At 71.0% G+C, this 15,487-nt stretch carries 19 protein-coding genes and 3 tRNA genes; 16 read left to right on the forward strand and 6 right to left on the reverse strand.

What is annotated here, in order from left to right; genetic code table 11:
- Positions 1-111 precede the first annotated feature (111 nt).
- From ODJ79_RS31620 to ODJ79_RS31640, 5 genes are all read left to right on the forward strand, one after another.
- On the forward strand, positions 112-321 hold the full coding sequence (locus ODJ79_RS31620; protein WP_014687221.1) for a BldC family transcriptional regulator: 210 nt from the start codon (positions 112-114) through the stop codon (positions 319-321).
- 118 nt (positions 322-439) lie between these two features.
- Positions 440-1,183 (forward strand): class I SAM-dependent methyltransferase, encoded by a 744-nt coding sequence (locus ODJ79_RS31625; protein ID WP_263027303.1) that lies wholly within the window; start codon positions 440-442, stop codon positions 1,181-1,183.
- Positions 1,180-1,758, forward strand: a complete 579-nt coding sequence (locus ODJ79_RS31630) for an RNA 2'-phosphotransferase (protein WP_263027281.1) — start codon at positions 1,180-1,182, stop codon at positions 1,756-1,758. The genes ODJ79_RS31625 and ODJ79_RS31630 overlap by 4 nt, the downstream gene beginning before the upstream one ends.
- 60 nt (positions 1,759-1,818) lie before the next feature.
- Positions 1,819-2,385 (forward strand): hypothetical protein, encoded by a 567-nt coding sequence (locus tag ODJ79_RS31635; RefSeq protein ID WP_263027282.1) that lies wholly within the window; start codon positions 1,819-1,821, stop codon positions 2,383-2,385.
- Positions 2,382-3,713: a PrsW family intramembrane metalloprotease gene (locus tag ODJ79_RS31640; RefSeq protein WP_263027283.1), complete on the forward strand. Its 1,332-nt coding sequence runs from the start codon at positions 2,382-2,384 to the stop codon at positions 3,711-3,713. The genes ODJ79_RS31635 and ODJ79_RS31640 overlap by 4 nt, the downstream gene beginning before the upstream one ends.
- 7 nt (positions 3,714-3,720) lie before the next feature.
- Here ODJ79_RS31640 and ODJ79_RS31645 read toward each other — a convergent pair whose 3' ends face one another.
- Positions 3,721-3,969 (reverse strand): hypothetical protein, encoded by a 249-nt coding sequence (locus tag ODJ79_RS31645; protein WP_263027284.1) that lies wholly within the window; start codon positions 3,967-3,969, stop codon positions 3,721-3,723.
- Positions 3,970-4,093: 124 nt separating this feature from the next.
- On the opposite strand from ODJ79_RS31645, the gene ODJ79_RS31650 reads away from it, so the two are divergent.
- On the forward strand, positions 4,094-4,513 hold the full coding sequence (locus tag ODJ79_RS31650) for a hotdog fold thioesterase (RefSeq protein WP_263027285.1): 420 nt from the start codon (positions 4,094-4,096) through the stop codon (positions 4,511-4,513).
- Between the two features lie 62 nt (positions 4,514-4,575).
- On the forward strand, positions 4,576-4,965 hold the full coding sequence (locus tag ODJ79_RS31655) for a hypothetical protein (RefSeq protein ID WP_263027286.1): 390 nt from the start codon (positions 4,576-4,578) through the stop codon (positions 4,963-4,965).
- A 13-nt stretch (positions 4,966-4,978) separates the two neighbouring features.
- On the opposite strand, the gene ODJ79_RS31660 is transcribed toward ODJ79_RS31655, so the two are convergent.
- Entirely contained in the window at positions 4,979-5,287 is a 309-nt protein-coding gene (locus ODJ79_RS31660) for a hypothetical protein (protein WP_263027287.1), read from the reverse strand.
- A gap of 39 nt (positions 5,288-5,326) precedes the next feature.
- Here ODJ79_RS31660 and ODJ79_RS31665 point away from each other — a divergent pair, with 39 nt between their 5' ends.
- Positions 5,327-5,968 carry an HAD family hydrolase gene (locus tag ODJ79_RS31665; RefSeq protein WP_263027288.1) on the forward strand — a complete coding sequence of 214 codons (642 nt, stop codon included), beginning with the start codon at positions 5,327-5,329 and terminating at the stop codon, positions 5,966-5,968.
- Positions 5,969-6,071: 103 nt separating this feature from the next.
- Positions 6,072-6,542, forward strand: coding sequence for a hypothetical protein (locus tag ODJ79_RS31670; protein WP_263027289.1), 471 nt, complete (start codon positions 6,072-6,074; stop codon positions 6,540-6,542).
- Positions 6,543-6,549: 7 nt separating this feature from the next.
- On the opposite strand, the gene ODJ79_RS31675 is transcribed toward ODJ79_RS31670, so the two are convergent.
- Together ODJ79_RS31675 and ODJ79_RS31680 are read right to left on the reverse strand one after the other, a co-directional pair.
- The gene (locus tag ODJ79_RS31675) at positions 6,550-7,875 is read right to left on the reverse strand and encodes a cryptochrome/photolyase family protein (protein WP_263027290.1); all 1,326 of its coding nucleotides are present in this window, start codon (positions 7,873-7,875) and stop codon (positions 6,550-6,552) included.
- A complete protein-coding gene (locus ODJ79_RS31680; protein ID WP_263027291.1) occupies positions 7,872-8,747 on the reverse strand; it encodes a phytoene/squalene synthase family protein in 876 nt (291 codons plus the stop codon). Before ODJ79_RS31680 ends, ODJ79_RS31675 begins: the two co-directional genes overlap by 4 nt.
- Before the next feature lie 65 nt (positions 8,748-8,812).
- Here ODJ79_RS31680 and ODJ79_RS31685 point away from each other — a divergent pair, with 65 nt between their 5' ends.
- The 7 genes from ODJ79_RS31685 to ODJ79_RS31715 all read left to right on the forward strand — a co-directional run bounded on the left by ODJ79_RS31685 (position 8,813) and on the right by ODJ79_RS31715 (position 13,306).
- Entirely contained in the window at positions 8,813-9,847 is a 1,035-nt protein-coding gene (locus ODJ79_RS31685) for a polyprenyl synthetase family protein (protein ID WP_263027292.1), read from the forward strand.
- 8 nt (positions 9,848-9,855) lie between these two features.
- The gene (crtI, locus tag ODJ79_RS31690; protein WP_263027293.1) at positions 9,856-11,328 is read left to right on the forward strand and encodes a phytoene desaturase family protein; all 1,473 of its coding nucleotides are present in this window, start codon (positions 9,856-9,858) and stop codon (positions 11,326-11,328) included.
- 10 nt (positions 11,329-11,338) lie between these two features.
- Positions 11,339-11,995: an isopentenyl-diphosphate Delta-isomerase gene (gene idi / locus ODJ79_RS31695; RefSeq protein WP_263027294.1), complete on the forward strand. Its 657-nt coding sequence runs from the start codon at positions 11,339-11,341 to the stop codon at positions 11,993-11,995.
- On the forward strand, positions 11,985-12,872 hold the full coding sequence (locus tag ODJ79_RS31700) for a MerR family transcriptional regulator (RefSeq protein ID WP_263027295.1): 888 nt from the start codon (positions 11,985-11,987) through the stop codon (positions 12,870-12,872). Before idi ends, ODJ79_RS31700 begins: the two co-directional genes overlap by 11 nt.
- A gap of 138 nt (positions 12,873-13,010) precedes the next feature.
- A tRNA-Glu gene (locus ODJ79_RS31705) sits at positions 13,011-13,083 on the forward strand.
- Positions 13,084-13,145: 62 nt separating this feature from the next.
- Positions 13,146-13,219: transfer RNA gene (locus ODJ79_RS31710), tRNA-Asp, on the forward strand.
- Between the two features lie 13 nt (positions 13,220-13,232).
- Positions 13,233-13,306, forward strand: a tRNA-Phe gene (locus ODJ79_RS31715).
- Positions 13,307-13,485: 179 nt separating this feature from the next.
- On the opposite strand, the gene ODJ79_RS31720 is transcribed toward ODJ79_RS31715, so the two are convergent.
- The gene (locus ODJ79_RS31720) at positions 13,486-13,848 is read right to left on the reverse strand and encodes a VOC family protein (RefSeq protein ID WP_263027296.1); all 363 of its coding nucleotides are present in this window, start codon (positions 13,846-13,848) and stop codon (positions 13,486-13,488) included.
- 266 nt (positions 13,849-14,114) lie between these two features.
- Positions 14,115-15,164 (reverse strand): serine hydrolase domain-containing protein, encoded by a 1,050-nt coding sequence (locus ODJ79_RS31725; protein ID WP_263027297.1) that lies wholly within the window; start codon positions 15,162-15,164, stop codon positions 14,115-14,117.
- Positions 15,165-15,487 lie beyond the last annotated feature (323 nt).

A 15,487-nucleotide genomic window follows, 5' to 3' on the forward strand; every position in this document is an offset into this window, starting at 1 on the left:
CGTTCGTCCGTTCGGCCCATGTCGGACATCGGGGACTAGCCGGACCATGAGAGACGCACCGGCCGGCGGGACCCCGGCCGATGTCTATAGGTACCTGTGGAGGAGTGACCGATGGCATCGCGTACGCATGATCCTGAGCCGCTACTAACGCCGGCCGAGGTGGCGTCGATGTTCCGCGTCGACCCGAAGACCGTCACCCGGTGGGCGAAGGCCGGCAAGCTCAGTGCAATCCGCACGCTGGGCGGCCACCGCCGTTACCGGGAGTCGGAGGTTCGCGCCCTGCTGCAGGGACAGATTCCCACGCAGCGTCAGGGTGACTGAACGGACTTCGGTCGAGACGTAGCATCGTTGCAAGGGGCGTGCGCTGGGGAAGGCGACCGCCCCTTCTTCGTATCCTCGAACAGTGGATCAGCCTCCGATCGGCGACGTCTTCGGCGAAATGATCAGGGACGCGTACGCGGTGCGGACCGGCGTAGGGCCGCGACCGCTGGCCGGCGGCCGGGTGCCGCGCCCGGTGATCGAGGTGATCGAACGGGACGACGGCCTGATCAACGGCGCACCGGTCGACCATTACCTGGCCGAGCCGGACGAATGGCAACCGCACGATCACCGGGCCCTGCGCCTCTGCCGGGGCCAGGTGCTCGACGTCGGCGTCGGCGCCGGCCGGACCGCCGTCGAACTGCAGCGACGCGGCATGGCGGTCACCGGCCTGGACACTTCGCCGGGCGCGATCGAGATCGCCAGGCGACGCGGCTTGCGCGACACCGTGGTGACAACCATTGACGTGTACGCCGAGAAAGCCGCCACCAGATACGACACCTTTCTGCTGCTCGGCAACAACCTCGGTCTCCTGGAGAGCGCCGAGCGCGCCCCCGTCTTCCTGGCCGCCCTCGCCCGCCTGGCCAAGCCGGGCGCCCGGATTATCGCCCAGGGCACCGACCCGTACGGCACCACCGATCCGGTGCATGTGGAGTACCACCAGCGCAACCGCGAGCGCGGCCGGATCGGTGGCCAGCTTCGGCTTCGGTTGCGCTACCGGCGGCTGGCCACCGACTGGTTCGACTACCTGAATTGCTCCCCCGAGGAGTTGGAGAAACTGCTGGCCGGGACGGGGTGGCGGCTGAAATCGGTCGACCTGGAAGACCGGCCTTACTACCTTGCCGTCATGGAGCTGATGACATGACGGAACTGAGCCGCGACCAGGTCCGGCTCAGTCGGCGGATCTCGCTGGTCCTGCGGCACCGGCCGGAGTCGGCGCGCCTCGCCCTCGACGCGAACGGCTGGGTGCCGGTCGCCGACCTGATCGGCGCGCTGGGCATCACCCGCGCCGAGCTCGACCTGATCGTGGAGAACAACGACAAGGCCCGATTCGCGATCGCCCGCCGCGACGACGGCGTGGACTGGATCCGGGCCAGCCAGGGGCATTCCCGCCGGGTCGAGGTCGACCTCGGACTGCCGCCGGCCGAGCCGCCCGCGGTGCTGTTCCACGGGACCCCGCGGGAAAACGTCGAGGCGATCCGGCGGGACGGCCTGCGCCCGCGGAGCCGGCATCACGTACACCTCTCGAAGGACGTGCCCACCGCGCTGGCGGTCGGCCGGCGGCGCTCGGCCGACGTGGTGGTGTTCGAGGTGGACGCGGCGACCATGGCCGCCGGCGGACACGTCTTCCACCGCAGCGAGAACGGGGTCTGGCTCACCCTCGCGGTGCCGCCGGCGTATCTGTCGTTAAACGGACAAATCCGTAATAAGGCCGAATGATCTAGTCTCCACAATGGCCGAACGGCCCGAACGGCCGGCGTCACCGATTAGCGTGGTGTCATGGCGAGGATCACCCGGCGTGAGCTGATGAGCATCCTCGGTGCGTTCGGTGTCGTCGCCGCCCTCGGCGGCCTGGCCTTCGGGCTGCCCGCGATCGACCGATCCTTACCGGACACCCGCCCGGTCCGGGCCGACGAGCCCTACCTGGTCGGCGCCGGCGTCACGGTGGTCCCGCCGGCCGGCGCGACCCTCGACGTCACGGTGACCCGGCCCGGCGGCTCGACCGGCACCGCACTCTTCCGGCTCGGCACGGTGCAGTACCAGGTCGCCGTCCGTCCCTTCGACGGGGACCTGCGCACGGCCGGCGAGCGGCTCCGGCACCGGATCACCGCCACCTCCGGATATCAGGTCACCGGCCCGCAGCTGGCCGTCACCACGGCCGGCGGGCTGGACGGGCTGCAGGGCGGCTACTCCGCCCCCGGACGCAGCGGGCGCTACGCGGTCTTCGTCGCCGACGGCCTGACCATCGAGGTCACCGTCAGCGGCACCGATCTCGACCTGGCACGCACCCTGCCGCAGATCGAGGCGAGCACCCGTACGGTGCAGACCGACGGGCGGGAGCGGTGACGGCGGACGCGGTCCGGCCCGCGCCGAGCGGGGCTCGGCTCTCCGCGCTCGCTCGCGTCCCGGCGTTCTGGGTGGTGGCCGCGCTGCTGCTGGCGGGCGCGATCCGGATGGCACAGATCGCCGGGCGGCTGGCCTCGGCGTACCCGGTCGCAACGGCCGCGGCGGTCGTGCTGTTCGGGCTGCTCGCGGTGCCGTTCTGGCTGGTCGTCGCCGAGTTGGACTTTCTCGAGCGGGAGCCGATCGAGCTGCTGGTGCTCGCCTTCGCCTGGGGCGGACTCGTGGCGACCAGCGTGTCGATCCCGGCCAGCACGGCGCTGGAGGACCTGGTCGCCAAGCTCGGCTCGCCGCACCTGGCCGCCGACTGGGGCGCCGCACTGTCCGCGCCCTCGGTCGAGGAGACCGCGAAGACGCTCGGCGTGGTGGCGATCGTGCTGGTCGCCCGCGCGCAGGTGAACAGCGTGCTGGACGGCGTCGTCTACGGCGCGATGGTCGGCCTGGGCTTCCAGATCGTCGAGGACATCGTCTTCGCGGTCGGTGCGGTGGCACTGGCCGGGCAGGGCGACCAGATCCAGCCGGTGATCGCCACCTTCCTATTGCGTGGGTTCCTCTCCGGGGTGTGGAGCCACACGCTGTTCGGCGCGCTGGTCGGGGCCGGCATCGGCTACCTGGTGGTGCGGCGCGACCGGCGGCCGGCCCATCGGATCGGCGCGGCCCTGCTGGCCTTCCTCGGCGCCTGGGCGTCGCACGTGCTGTGGAACTCGCCGCTGCTCGGCGACGGCGTCGGCAACGGCGCGCCGGCGCTGCTCGGGGTGCTGTTGCTCAAAGGGCTGCCGCCGCTGGTGCTGATCCTGGTGCTGGTGCGGCGGGCGCATGACCGGGAGGCTGACTACTACGTCGAGCGGCTCGGCACGCTGCGCGATCCGGAGCTCATCACGGAGGGCGAGCTGGACGCGCTGCGCTCCGGCGCGAAGCGGGCGGCGGCCCGCCGATACGCCGGCGAACGGGCCGGCCGCGCCGGGCGCCGGGCGGTACGTCAGCTGCAAAGCGCCCAGGCCCGGCTGGCGGTCGAGCTGAGCCGAACGGCCGAGCTGAGCGAGACGGCCGAGCTGAGCGGGACCGGCGAGCTGGGTCGACCGGATGGGCCGGGCGGGGTCTCGGCGGCAAATCGTGACGACGTACGGGAGCGGCGCCGGCTGTTGCGCGAGCTGGGCCACCCGGAGGCGATCGCCGGGCCGCGATCGTGGCGGCACACGGCCTCCACGATCGTCACCACCATCGTGGCGATCGCCGTCCTGTGGGTGGCCCTTTCCGCGCTCGGCGGCGCCTGAAACGACCTCAGACCTGCGGCGGAAGCCCGCCGTCGCCATCGACGATCGTGTCCGGGTTGCCGTCCTGGTCGAGGTCGACCATGGTGATGTCGACCTTGCCGTCGCCGTCGGTGTCGAACTGGAACAGGTCGGGCTTGCCGTCCCCGTCGGTGTCGGACACCCACACGTCCGGCTTGCCGTCGCCGGTCGTGTCGTTGGCGATCAGGTCGACGCGGCTGTCGCCGCGCGTCTCCACGGTCTCCTGCGGCTCGGTCATGGAATCTCCCTCGAGGGGCTCGATTGGTCAGAGGAACAGTAGGACCAGCGGGCCACCGGCGCGACCCGGGCCTTGTGATCGAAGTCGCAGGAAAGCAGGTGACCAGGCGGTAACCTTGCCCGTCATGGACATTGCGGCCGACGCCTTACAGACCCTGCTCTCCACCGGGGGCGGCGGCTCCCTCGGCGAGAGGATGGGCGTCCGGCTCCTCGAGGCCACCGCCGAGCGGGTGGTCGGCACCATGCCGGTCGAGGGCAACACCCAGCCGTACGGGCTGCTGCACGGCGGCGCTTCCTGCGTCCTCGCCGAGACGCTCGGTTCGGTCGGCGCGGTGCTGCACGGGCAGACCGTGGACCGGCCGTTCGCGGTGGGCGTGGACATCAACGCCACCCATCACAAGGGCGTGCGGTCCGGGCTGGTCACCGGGGTGGCGACGCCGGTGCACCGCGGCCGGACGATGGTGACCTACGAGGTGGTCCTCACCGACGACCTGGATGAGCGGATCTGCACCGCCCGGATCACCTGTCTTCTGCGCGGAGCGTGAAATCCGGTGCTTGTTGGCCCGTCCGCGAGCGTTCCTTGACCGATCCACGTACCTTTCTTCACGTGACGGAGGTACCGCAGCACGCTTTCGACGACGCGGCGCTGGTTCTGCAGAGTGCGCTCAGCGGCGACAGCGATGCTGTGGTCGACACGTTCGACGCGGTCGTCGACCGGTCCGGCGTCGTCGGGGCGTACGACGTCGCCTGGTGCCTCGCGGCCACCATGGTCGGGCAGATCCCGTCCGGCGGCGCCTGGACCCTCGACTTTCCCGGCATCGACGACGCGCGCTACGACAAGCGCTGGGTGGCCCGGTTCGTGAGCGCGTACGTGAACGGCGACATCTCGACCGGCGAGGCCCTGTTCGGCGCCGCGATCGCCGACGGCCAACTGCCGGACTGCCTGCTCGCCCTGGCCGGCTCGACGGTCGCCACGCTGCGCCATCGAGCGGCCTGAGCCGTGACCGGGATCAGCTCTTCTTGAGGTAGAGCGCCTTCGCGTACTGCGCCGCCGCGGCCTCGTTGTACATCGCCGCCTGCGCCATGTACCACTGGTTGTCGGAGAGCGCCTTTTTCGACTGGCTCGTCCCCGACCAGCGGATGTCGGCATCCACCTCGGACATGCCCCGCGCCTTGAACTGGCGCCGCATCGCCATCTTGCCCAGGCGGAACGCCTCGGCGGCCTCCTCGGCCTGCTTCATCGCGGCGAAAGCCTTCTCGCTGAGCGCCTCCGCCAAGGTCCACGCCGCCTGTTCCGCCGCATTCGTGAATGTCAGCACGCCGCTCCTCCTTGAAAAAGCGCCTGTCAGAATCATTTGATGTTGTTGCTTGTCGATCTGGACAACACTCTCGTTGACCGTCGCGCGGCCTACAAGGCCTGGGCGGAGTCCCGCTTCGGCGAATCCGAGGTTCGCTGGCTGGTCGAGGCGGACCGGGACGGCTACGAGCGGCGCGAAACGCTGGCCGCAATGATCGCGGCGAGGTACGGGGGCGACGAGCGGCAGGTGCTCACCGAGCTGCGGGCCGGGATGGTGGCGAACCTGGCGCCCGATCCGCAGGTCGCCCAGGTGCTGACCGATGCGACGGCCGCCGGTCTCGTGCCGTTCGTGGTGACCAACGGCACGGTGGCCCAGCAGGAGGCCAAGCTGCGGCGCACCGGTCTGGACCGGCTGGTCGCCGGCTGGACGATCTCCGAGGGCGCCGGCGTCGGCAAACCCGACCGGCGCATCTTCGAGATCGCGGCGGCCGCGGCCGGTATTCGGCTCTCGGAGACCGGCTGGATGGTCGGCGACAGCGCGGAGAAAGACATCGGCGGCGGGCACGCGGCCGGACTGCGTACGGCCTGGGTCGCCCTCGGCCGCGACTGGCCGCCCGGCCTCGCCTACCGCCCGGAGATCACCGGCCGGACCGGCGTGGCGGCGCTCCGAGCGGTGATCCAGGACACCGTGGGGCGGGAATGAGCGGCACCGATGCCCCTTCGCCTCTCAGGTTCCGCCGGATCTCCGTGTTGCCATGGACAAAGGGCCCATCGACGGGGTCACCGAGTCGGGTAAAGGTTTACCGGTGACCTCTCCGCAGGCGTCCCGCCGAGGCTCGTTCGTGGCACCGGCGCTGCTGTTTGTGGCGCTGCTCGGCGGCGCGTTGTTCTTCGGCCTGCTGGCCGTGTCCGGACAGGGCGAACCGGGCGTCGCCACCGACAACGCGGCGGTGACCGATCCGTCCCCGTCGAAGGCGGCACCCGCGGCGAGGACGATCGTCACCACCCTGCCCAGCGCGACCGGCGCCCCGCCGGAGGGCGGGCGCATCGGCTCGCCGGCCGAGGACCGGGCCCGGCCCGAGTCGGAGTCGGAGTCGGAGGAGGCTCGGCAGGTCTCCTTGCTGCCGCGCAAGCCGGTGCCCGGACACACGACCGCCGCGGTCGTCGGCGACTACTGCGCCCCGGCCGGTACGAAGGCGCGCGGCTCGGCCGGCGACCGGCTGGTCTGCAAACCGGGCGAGGACGACGGCAAGAGCCGCTGGGAAGACGACAACTGACCCGGGCTCACGGCCGCAGCCACACCGCCTCGTCGCGATGTGACTCCAGCGGACCCGGATAGTCCACTTTGCTCCGTTCGTCGTCCGGAAGGCGCCACGGCTCGTGCACCGCGGCTCCGTCGATGCCGGCCAGCTCGGGCAGGTAACGCCGCACGTACGCGCCGTCGGGGTCGAAGCGGCGGGCCTGCCGGATCGGATTGAAGCGCCGATAGGGCCGGGTGTCATTCCCGGTTCCGGCCACCCACTGCCAGTTGCCGGAGTTGTTCGGCACGTCCCCGTCGAGCAGCCATCGGAAGAACCACCGCACGCCGAGCCGCCAGTCGACGCCCAGGTGCTTGGTGAGGAACGCCGCGGTGATCAGCCGGGCCCGGTTGTGCATCCAGCCCTCGGCGCGCAGCTGGCGCATCCCGGCGTCGACGATCGGCACCCCGGTGAGCCCGTCCTGCCAGTGCCGCAGCGCCTCCGGATCGTCGCGCCACTCGTCGTTCGCGGCCGGCCGCAGCGCCGCGGTGGAGAGCCGCGGGAAGGCGAGCGCGACCTGGTAGTAGAAGTCGCGCCAGCAGAGTTGCCGCAGAAAGGGCTCGGCGTTGCGGGCCATCGCGGCGTTCGCCACCGCCAGCGGGGAGAGACATCCGAAGCGCAGGTACGGGCTGAGCCGGCTCGTTTCGTCGGCCGGGAGGTCGTCGTGCTTCTCGGCGTACGCGTCGATGCCGCGCAACCATGCGGCGAGCCGGCGCCGGCCCTCGGTCTCGCCGCCCGGCGCGGCGTCCGGCGACTCCCCGGCCGGTGTCGCCGGCAGGGGCCCGGCCGCGATCTCCGGCAGGGTGATCCGGCGCGGCGTGCCGACCTCGTCCCGCCACTTCGCGCCGATCCAGGCCCGATGGTAGGGCGTGAACACCCGATACGCATCGCCGCCGGCACTCGGCCGCAGCGCGCCCGGATCGACGATCGTCACCCCGGGGAACAGCCGCAGCGCGATCCGGTTGCGATCGCATTCCGTGCGCAGGCGAGCCTCCCGCTTGCGGGCGTACGCGCTGACGTCCGCCGCCACGCCGAGCATGGTCGCGCCCACCTCGCGGGCGACCTTCAGCGTCTCCTCGGCCGGGTCGCCGTGCCGCAGGACCAGGTCGCCACCGCGCTCGCGTAACGACGTACGCAGCCCGGCGAGCGACTGGTGCAGGAAGCGGGACCGGTTCGGCGAGAGCCCGCCGAGCCTGGGGTCGAGCACGAAGAGCGGGACGACCCGGTCGGCGTTCGCGCAGGCGGCGGCCAGCGTCGGGTTGTCCAGCACCCGAAGGTCCCGGGTCAGCAGCACGACCGCGGTACGGGTCATCCCCGCACCTCGGTCCCCGGCTTGGTGAGCAGGCTGCGGATCACGACCGAGGCTCGGCGGCTGTTCGGGACCGTCGCGCGCCGGGCGAAGACGTCGTGGTCGGCCGCTTCCACCTCGTCGAGGATGCCGCCGTAGAGCAGGTAGGCGGTGCGCATGCAGGCCTGCGAGGCGGGCTCGAGCAGGGGGATGCCGGGGGCGGCGTAGGCGTAATGGCGGCGCGCCCGGCCCACCTCGTACGCAATCAAGGGTTTGATCTTGGGGTTGCCCGGTCGGAGGTCGGCGCGCGTGAGGCCGAACCGGGTCAGGTCCTCGACCGGCAGGTAGACGCGACCGCGCTGGAGGTCCTCGGCGACGTCCCGGATGAAGTTGGTGAGCTGGAACGCGAAGCCGAGCTGCCGGGCGGGCTCGCGCGCGGCGATCCGATCGGAGGTGCCGAGGATGGGCAGCATCATGGTGCCGATCACGGCGGCCGACCCCTCCATGTACTCGAGGAGGTCGTCATAGGTCTCATATGACGTGATCGTGAGATCCATCGCCATGCTCCGCAGGAACGTCACGAAGTCGTCGACGTCCAGGTCGAACACGGCGATGGTGTGCAGGACTGCGGGCAGCAGCGGATCGTCCACCGGCTCGCCGCGCAGCCCGGCCACGAACCGGTCGGACCACTCGGCCAGCCGCGCGGCCCGCTGGTCGGGCGGCAGCGCCTCGGTGCGATCGACGATCTCGTCGGCGCAGCGGGTGAATCCGTAGAGCGCGTGCACATGACGACGCTTCCAGGCGGGTAACAAGCGGGTCGCCAGGTAGTAGGTGCGGCCGTGTTGCTTGTGCAGGGCGCGGCAGCGCGCATAGGCGCCGGCCAGGTCCGCTTCCACCGGGGACCCCTCTCAAATCGACGCACGAATCGACGCAACCTCAAACCTAGGGTACGGTACGTCTCGTGGCCAACGACACCCTCGAGGGAAACCGGTGGCGACCGCTTCCCCGCCAGACCGGCCGCCCCACGCCGCTGCTCGACGCGATCGAGGGCACGCTGGCCGACTTCCTAACCGCGCAGATCGCCGTGCTCGACGCCACCGACCCGGCACTCGGCGGCCTCGCCCGCACCGCACGAGACCTGGTGCTGGCCGGCGGCAAGCGGCTGCGGCCGACCTTCGCCTACTGGGGGTGGCGCGCGGTCAGCGACGACCCGGTCGAGCCGGTCCTCCCGGCGCTCGCCGCGCTCGAGCTGATGCACACGTTCGCGCTGGTGCACGACGACGTGATGGACGAGTCGGCCACCCGGCGCGGCCGGCCCACCGCCCACCGGATCTTCGAGCGGCAGCACGGCGCCCGCTTCGGCACGTCGGCCGCGATCCTGGTCGGCGACCTCTGCCTGGTCTGGGCCGACCAACTGCTCGCCCGCACGCCGATGCCGACCGCGACGCTGTTCGCGGTCCGCGCCCGGTACGACCGGATGCGGGTCGAGGCGGTCGCCGGGCAGTACCTGGACGTCCTCGGCGAGAGCGACCCCGGGCAGTGGTCGGTCGACCGGGCGTTGCTGGTGGCCCGGCTCAAGACCGCCAGCTACACCGTGCAGCGGCCGCTGCAGTTCGGGCTCGCGCTGGCCGGGCCGGCATCACCCGCCCTGGACGACGCGTTCGAGCGCTACGGCGCCCTGGTCGGCGAGGCGTTCCAGCTGCGCGACGACCTGCTCGGCGTCTTCGGCGACCCGGCCGTCACCGGCAAGCCGGCCGATGACGACCTGCGCAGCGGGAAGCCGACGACGCTGCTGCTGCTCGCTCGTTCGAAGAACGCCGATTGTCCGGCCGACGCCGAGGCCATCGCCGCGACCGGCGCCCCCTCGCAGGTCGAAGCGATGATCCAGGAGCGGGTGGCGGCCGCGACCGCGGTGCTGGCGGCCGCGCCGATCGCCACCGAGGCCCGCACGGCGCTGATCGAGCTGGCCGTCCGCGCCAGCCGGCGCCCGGCATGATGTCCACCATGCGATTCGTGCCGGGACCCACCTCACGGGTCGTGATCGTCGGGGCCGGGCTCGGCGGGCTGGCCTGCGCGCTGCACCTGGCCGCGGCCGGCCGGCAGGTCGTCGTCGTCGAACGGGAGCCGATCCCCGGCGGGCGGGCCGGGCGGCTCGTCGACTCCGGCTTCGAGTTCGACACCGGGCCGACCGTGCTCACCATGCCGTCGCTGATCGAGGAGCCGCTCGCGGCCGTCGGCGAGCGGCTGTCCGACTGGCTCGACCTGCAGCCGCTCGACCCGGCGTACCGGGCGTACTACCCCGACGGATCCACACTGGACGTGCGCACCGACACCGTGCGGATGGCCGCCGAGATCGCCCGGGTCTGCGGACCCCGCGAGGCCGACGGCTACCTGCGCTTCGTCGACTTCGCCCGCAAGCTGTGGTTGCTCGAACGCGACCACTTCATCGGCCGCAACCTGGACACCCCGCTCGACCTGGTCAACCTCAACCTGCTCAAGCTGCTCGGCATGGGTGGCTTCCGCCGGCTGCACACCAAGATCGGCCAGTTCTTCCGGGACCCGCGCACCCAGCGGATCTTCTCGTTCCAGGCGATGTATGCCGGGCTCGCGCCGCACGACGCCCTCGCGATCTACGCGGTCATCGCGTACCTCGACTCGGTGGCCGGCGTCTTCTACCCCAAGGGCGGCATGCACGCGGTTCCGCGGGCGCTGGCCGGCGCGGCCGAGAAACACGGCGTCGAGTTCCGTTACGACACCACCGTCACCCGGGTCGAGATCAACGGCGGGCGGGCCACCGGGGTGATCACCGCGGACGGCTCCCGCATCCCGGCCGACGTGGTCGTGCTCAACCCCGATCTGCCGATCGCTCATCGCGATCTTGTGCCGTCGGCCTGGTCGCGCCGGCTGCGCTACTCGCCCTCCTGCGTGGTGCTGCATGTGGGTTCGAGGCAGACGTACGGGAAGATCGCGCACCACAACATCCATTTCGGGGCGTCGTGGCGGCGCACGTTCGACGAGGTGATCCGGGACGGGTTGCTGATGAGCGACCCGTCGCTGCTGGTGACCAACCCGACCCCGAAGACGTACTACGTGCTCGCTCCCGTACCCAACCTCGAGGCCGGCCCGATGAACTGGCGTGGCGACCTCGGCCGGCGGTACGCCGACTCGCTGGTGCGGACGCTCGAGCGGCGCGGCTACGTGGGCTTCGGCGACGGCATCGAGGTGATGCGGATCGTCACCCCGGCCGACTGGGCCGACCAGGGGATGGCGGCCGGCACGCCGTTCGCGGCCGCGCACACGTTCCGGCAGACCGGACCGTTCCGGCCGGCCAACCTGCATCCGGCGTACCCGAACGTGGTCTTCACCGGATCCGGCACCCAACCCGGCGTCGGCGTCCCGATGGTCCTGATCTCGGGAAAGCTGGCCGCCGCCCGCATCACCGCCTCCTCGACCTCCTCGACGGCGAAGTTCCTCTAGGAGCATCGACATGACGATCGCCCGCGAAGCCCATCTCGTCGACCTCGTCGACCCGTCCGGCACCTCGATCGGGGAGGCGACGGTGGAAGCGGCGCACGTCGCGCCCGGGCGTCTGCACCGGGCGTTCTCGGTGTTCCTCCGTGACCCGGCCAGCGGCCAGGTGCTGCTGCAGCAGCGGGCGGCGGTCAAGACCCGGTTCCCGCTGCGGTGGGCTAACACCTGCTGCGGGCACCCGCTGCCGGGCGAGGACGTCCGGGTCGCCGCTCAGCGGCGGCTGGCGGAGGAGCTCGGCGTGACGGGGGTGCCGCTCACGCCCGTCGGGGTCTACACCTATCGGGCCGAGGACCCGGCCACCGGGCGGGTCGAGCACGAGTACGACCACGTCCTGCTGGGCGACCTCCCGGCGCCCGACCGGTTTTCGCCCGACCGGTTTTCGCCTGACGTGTTTTCGCCTGACGCGTTTTCGCCCGACCGGTTTTCCCCTGACCGGTTTTCGCCTGACGTGTTTTCGCCTGACGCGGCCGAGGTGGCGGACCTGCGCTGGGAGTACCCGGCCGCGCTGCTCGCGGGGTTGTCGATCGATCCCGCGCGGTACGCGCCGTGGCTCGCCGGGGTGACCGGCTGCCTGGTCGAGCACCTGGCTTTGGAGCAGCCGGGTGGGCGATGACGCGCTGAGCGCCGGAGCGGTGGCCCGTCGCCTCGGCGTGGCGGTCACGACGCTGCGCACCTGGCATCAGCGGTACGGGCTGGGACCGAGCCATCATGTCCCCGGGCAGCATCGGCGGTACACGGCGCAGGACCTCAACCGGCTCGAGCTGATGCTCCGGCTCACCTCGCAGGGAGTGGCGCCGGCCGAGGCGGCCGCACGGGCCCTCTCCTCCGTTTCCGCGGGCCTCTTGGCGGCTCCGGACCGTGTCGGTGGCGGCCAGGTCATCCCCCTCGGGCCGGTGGCGCCGGCGGCGCGCGGTCTGGGACGGGCGGCGATGCGGCTCGACGCTCCGGTGATGCGGGCCATCTTCGAGGGCGAGGTCGCCGAGCGCGGAGTGATCGCGGCGTGGGATGAGGTCGCCGTGCCGGTGCTGACCGGGATCGGCGAGCGGCACCAGGCCACGCAGCGGTTCGTCGAGGTCGAGCACCTGATCTCGCGGTGCGTCAGCGAGGTACTCGGGGCGGTACCCCGGCCGGCGTCGTCCCCGCGGGTGCTGCTGGCCGCCGCCGACGAGGAGCAGCACACCCTGCCACTGGAGGCGCTGGCCGCGGCGCTCGCCGAGGCCGGGGTGGCGTCCCGGCAACTCGGCGCCCGGGTGCCACCGCAGGCCCTGGACGACGCGGTGACCCGCACCGGGCCCGCGGTCGTGGTGCTGTGGTCGCACACGGCCGGCACCGGGGACATCGACCAGCTCGCCCGCGTACGCGAGCACCCGCACCCGCCCCTGCTACTGGCCGCCGGCGGACGCGGATGGCCCGCCACCCTGCCCGCCGGGGTGGCCCAGCTCACCGCGCTCGGCCCGGCCGTTTCGCTGGTCCAAGCCGCGGTGGCGTGACGTTTCCGCAGATCAGAAGCTATCTGGATACCGGTTTGGAGACCGGGCGGTCGATCACGTATGCTTTCCAAGCCTCAAGCGGGGCCCGGTTGGGGTCTACGCCGCGAAGTGTTGCCAACGTGCGATACTGGCGGAGTTGCCCTCATCGTCTAGTGGCCCAGGACGCCGCCCTTTCAAGGCGGTAGCACGGGTTCGAATCCCGTTGGGGGCACTGGTAAGTTGGCAGCAGATGTTGCCGATAAGCCAGAACGGTAAGGCATAGTTGCATAGCAAGGTCCTGTGGAGCAGTTGGAGTGCTCGCCGCCCTGTCAAGGCGGAGGTCGCGGGTTCAAGTCCCGTCAGGACCGCAAGTAACACCAAGGCCAGGTAGCTCAGTTGGTACGAGCGTCCGACTGAAAATCGGAAGGTCGGCGGTTCGACCCCGCCCCTGGCCACGAGTCTGGGGCTGGATGGTGCTCACGGAAAGCGTGAGCCGGCCAGCCTCGTTTCTTTTGCGCGACTTCGTCGCGCGGGCGGGGGCTTCGCCACCCGCACCCCCACTGCCGCGAGCTAACTGACCGTCGATGGTTGCGGTCGCACCTTCGCTTCGCTTCGCATCGTGTCGTGTCGGCGGTTAGGGATGCTCGGCTACTAGCTCGACCTCGAAGCCGGCGGGGTCTTCCAGGTAGGCGGCGTATGTGTCCGGGCCGCCGGCGTGTGGGTGCCGGTCGGCGAACATCAGTGTCCAGCCATGCTGAGCGGCGTCGGTCACCAGCGCGTCCAGTTCATCGCGGGTGCCGGCCCACAGGGCTACATGATTGAGTCCGCTGCGTAGCCGATCGTGGCGGCCACGTGTGTGGGCCGGGCCGGATTCCAGCACGATGTAGGCGTCGCCGTTGATCCAGCTGCGGCCGGTCTTCCACGTGCTGTCGACGGTGTAGCCGAGCCGGTGCAGGAGCCACGGCCAGGGGCCCTCGTCGCAGGTAGCGTCGTCCATCCAGAGTTCCAGATGGTGTAGGCGTCCGCGTCGGTTCATTCCGCCCTCGCTGTCGGTCGACCGTTCGCAGAATAGATGCGGACCGATCGCCTCGCTTCGGTCGGCGGGAGAGTCGGTCGGCGGTGAGCTACTTGACCGGCGGGGAGTTTCTCGATCGGCGGCGGAGTTGAGGCTACGGACACCAGCCCTGGTCCGCTGTTGCTCCTCAACTCCGCCGGCGATCCTTACTCCCGCGACGAGGAGAATCGGCTGCCGGGCGGGCGTGGTTAAGGACTTTTGCGGTCCACGGCCCGGTGCAGAGCCTCTTCGATGCGCTCTACGGCGGTGAAGTCGCCCAGGCGGCGGGTCACGTACGCGATGACGGTGTCCCGGGCCGGGTCGACCCAGCCGAGGTTGCCGCCGAGGCCGCCGTGACCCCAGGTGCCGTCCTGGTCTAATTGGACTCCCAGGCCCCAGGTGACGGTCTGTTCGATGAACAGATCCGGGCCGGTGTACTGCGGGATCGCCAGGCTCGGCAGCCGGCCGTCCACCACTGCCGCGTAAAAGCCGGCGATCGCACGTGAGGTGGCGTGGATGTTGGTCGAGGGGATGGCCGACTGGCGCCACAGAGGGCTGTTGACCACGGCCAGGTCGCGGGCACCTGGGGGGTTCGAAACCGCCCTTGCGTGTACGGAGCCAGGAGTGCCCAGGACTTTGGCGGGCCAGTCGGGGGTCTCGAACTCGAGCTCGGCGCACCTGGCCAGATCATGGCTGGGCAGGGCGAAGGCCAGGTCGAGGCCGAGCGGGCCGGCGATTTCGTCGGCCACGAACCGGGCCGGGGCACGGCCGTCCACTCGGCGGATCAGTTCGCCCAGCAGGTGGCCGTAGGTCAGGGCGTGCTCGGCGGCGACGGTGTTGGGCTGCCACTCCGGCTGAGCCGCGGCCAGGTCGGCACAGAGCTGATCCCAGTCGGACCAGGCCTCGGCGGGTCGGGGAACGGGAAACGCCGGCAGGGCCGCCAGGTGCGACAGCAGATCGCGTACGGATGCATCGGTCTGGAATTCCGGCCAGTAAGCGGCGGTCGGAGCCGTCAGGTCGATCAGGCCACGCCGCACCAGGAGCAGGACGGCTGCGGCGATGATCGGCTTGCCGACGGAGTAGACGTTGACCAAGGTGTCGGCGTCCCAGGCGACGGTGTGCGCGGCATCGCGCCAGCCCTCGTGGATATCGACTACGGGGTGTCCGTGGTGCAGCACGGTCAGCGCGGAGCCGCCGCGCGGGTCGGCGGCGAACGCCTCGCCGACCGCCTCGAAACCTGGTTCGATCGAGCCCTCCATGTGGCGCACGGTAGACGCCAGCCGCCCGGGTTCTCCGGTATCTCTGCGTTGACCTGCGCAGACGCGAGATACTGGTACCCGATTTGGAGCACGGAGAACGACGCTGTAAAGTTTTCCGAGCCGGCAGGGATGCGGACAACCAAGCGGAGCGATCCGCGGTGGCCGTCCTGCCAAATCCTTCGAACCACGGACCGCAGCGTCGCTGCGTGCCTGGCTCGGGGATGGTACTAGGGCAGATGGGGTGAACCGGGAGAAACCGGTTGACGATCTCCGGAAGACCTAGTAAAGTTGAACGAGTGCCCCGGGGGCAGGTTGCTCCGGGT

The organism is Actinoplanes sp. KI2 (genome assembly GCF_025630775.1).
In the GTDB taxonomy this organism is placed as follows: Bacteria; Actinomycetota; Actinomycetes; order Mycobacteriales; family Micromonosporaceae; genus Actinoplanes.